Consider the following 2,596-nt stretch of genomic DNA (forward strand, 5'->3'; position numbering starts at 1 on the left):
GCCTCCGGCTCGGAGGTCTCCATCGCCATGGCCGCCCGCGGCCTGCTGGAGGCCGAGGGAATCGGCGCCCGCGTGGTCTCCGCGCCCTGCTTCGAGCTCTTCGAGGCGCAGCCGGCCGACTACCAGCACGCGGTGATCGGCGAGACCGAGGTGCGCGTCGCCGTCGAGGCCGGCGTGCGGATGGGCTGGGACCGGTTCATCGGCACGAACGGCGCCTTCGTCGGCATGTCGGGTTTCGGCGCCAGCGCTCCGGACAAGGTGCTCTACGAGCACTTCGGCCTGACGCCGGACGCGGTGGTGCGCGCCGCCAAGTCGAAGCTGGCCTGATCCCCATGCGCCTCGGGACCCCGCTCTCGCCCTCCGCCGTCAAGGTGATGCTGCTGGGGGCTGGAGAGCTCGGCAAGGAAGTGGTGATCGAGCTCCAGCGGCTCGGCTGCGAGGTGATCGCGGTCGACCGCTACGCCGACGCGCCGGCCATGCAGCTCGCCCACCGCAGCCACGTGGTCGCCATGACCGATCCGGCGGCGCTGCGCGCGGTGGTCGAGCAGGAGCGGCCGCAGCTGATCGTGCCGGAGATCGAGGCCATCGCCACCGACGAGCTGGTCCGGATCGAAGCCGAGGGGCTGGCGCGGGTCGTCCCCACCGCCCGCGCCGCCCAGCTGACCATGAACCGCGAGGGCATCCGCAGGCTGGCGGCCGAGGAGCTGGAGCTGCCGACCAGCCCCTACGCCTTCGCCTCGTCGGAGGCCGAGCTCGCCGCCGCGGCGGCCGAGGTGACCGGCTTTCCCTGCTTCGTAAAGCCGGTGATGTCCTCGTCCGGCAAGGGCCAGTCCTACGTCGAGAGCCCCGACCAGATCGCGGCCGCCTGGCGCTACGCCATGGAGGGCGGCCGGGTGGAGCAGCCGCGGGTCATCGTCGAGGGGCGGATCGACTTCGATTTCGAGATCACCCTGCTGACCGTGCGCGCCCGCGACGTCGTTGGCGAGACCGTCACCGCCTTCTGCGAGCCGATCGGCCACCGGCAGGTGAAGGGCGACTACGTCGAGAGCTGGCAGCCGCAGGGCATGGCGCCCGGCGCGCACCGCAAGGCCCGCGACATCGCCCGGATGATCACCGGGGCGCTCGGCGGCTGGGGCGTCTTCGGCGTCGAGCTGTTCGTGAAGGGCAACGACGTCTGGTTCTCCGAGGTGAGCCCAAGGCCCCACGACACCGGCCTGGTCACCCTGATCAGCCAGATGCAGAGCGAGTTCGCCATCCACGCCCGCGCCATCCTCGGCCTGCCGGTCGACGTGCGGCTGCGCGAGCCGGGCGCCAGCGCGGTCATCTATGGCGGCCTGGAGGCGAAGGGCGTCGCGTTCGAAGGCGTCGCCGAGGCGCTGCGCGTGCCCGGCGCGGATTTGCGCCTGTTCGGCAAGCCGGAGAGCTTCGCGCGCCGGCGCATGGGCGTGGCGCTGGCCCGCGGCGGCGCGACCGACGAGGCGCGCGAACGCGCGCGCGAGGCCGCCGGCAAGGTGCGCCCGACCAGAGCCTAAGTCTAAGCCTCCGGCATCGGCTCTGCTTGTCAGACCAATTGCGGTCTTAAGGCGAGTGACAGCGTCGCCAATGCGACGCAAGGCGTGGCGCGCGCGTTGCAGCGCGGCAACTTCGGTGTGTCCAGGGGTTGACTTCGCTCCCCCCGGGCCGAAAAACGCCGCGGATCAACGAATTGTCGGCGGGGACCGCCGCCTGCACGCCTCAAAGGAGACCTGTTCATGCCCGTCCGCGTCGCCATCAACGGTTTTGGTCGGATCGGCCGGCTGGTCCTGCGCTCGATCGTCGAGCATGCGCGCGGCGACATCGAGGTCGTCGCCCTGAACGACCTGGGCCCGGTCGAGACCAACGCCCACCTGCTGCGCTACGACAGCGTGCACGGCCGTTTCCCCGGAACCGTGACCGTCGACGGCGACACGATCGACGTCGGCATGGGCAAGATCAAGGTCACCGCGATCCGCAACCCGGCCGAGCTGCCGCACAAGGAGCTGGGCGTCGACATCGCGCTGGAGTGCACCGGCCTCTTCACCTCCAAGGAGAAGGCCAAGGCGCACCTCGACGCCGGCGCCAAGCGGGTGCTGGTCTCCGCCCCTTGCGACGACGCCGACAAGACCATCGTCTACGGCGTCAACCACGACACCCTGACCGCCGCGGACCTGGTGGTCTCCAACGCCTCGTGCACCACCAACTGCCTCGCGCCCATCGCCAAGGTCATCCACGACCTGTGCGGCATCGAGCGCGGCTACATGACGACGATCCACTCCTACACCGGCGACCAGCCGACGCTGGACACCCTGCACAAGGATCTCTACCGCGCCCGCGCCGCGGCGATGTCGATGATCCCGACCTCCACCGGCGCGGCCAAGGCGGTCGGCCTCGTGCTGCCGGAGCTCGCCGGCAAGCTGGACGGCTCCTCGATCCGGGTGCCGACGCCCAATGTCTCGGTGGTCGACCTGAACTTCGTGCCCGGCCGCACCATCAGCAAGGACGAGATCAACGAAGCCCTGACCGCGGCCGCGGCGTCCGGCCCGCTGAAGGGCGTCCTCGCCGTGACCAGCGACCCGCT

At 70.8% G+C, this 2,596-nt stretch carries 3 protein-coding genes; all 3 read left to right on the top strand.

From position 1 onward, the window contains the following. Window positions 1–327 (top strand): transketolase-like TK C-terminal-containing protein (locus tag VJS38_RS20705; RefSeq protein WP_324090041.1); only part of this gene is annotated, 327 nt, incomplete at its 5' end. 5 nt (window positions 328–332) lie between these two features. Continuing rightward, entirely contained in the window at window positions 333–1,532 is a 1,200-nt protein-coding gene (gene purT, locus VJS38_RS20710) for a formate-dependent phosphoribosylglycinamide formyltransferase (protein WP_324090042.1), read from the top strand. Between the two features lie 219 nt (window positions 1,533–1,751). Continuing rightward, window positions 1,752–2,596 (top strand): type I glyceraldehyde-3-phosphate dehydrogenase (locus tag VJS38_RS20715; protein ID WP_324090043.1); only part of this gene is annotated, 845 nt, incomplete at its 3' end.

Source organism: Phenylobacterium sp., assembly GCF_035276905.1.
Lineage (GTDB): Bacteria > Pseudomonadota > Alphaproteobacteria > Caulobacterales > Caulobacteraceae > Phenylobacterium.

Bases quoted from the DNA above. Each gene is read 5' to 3' on its own strand.
- purT (WP_324090042.1), top strand. From the start codon at position 333: ATGCGCCTCGGGACCCCGCTCTCGCCCTCCGCCGTCAAGGTGATGCTG.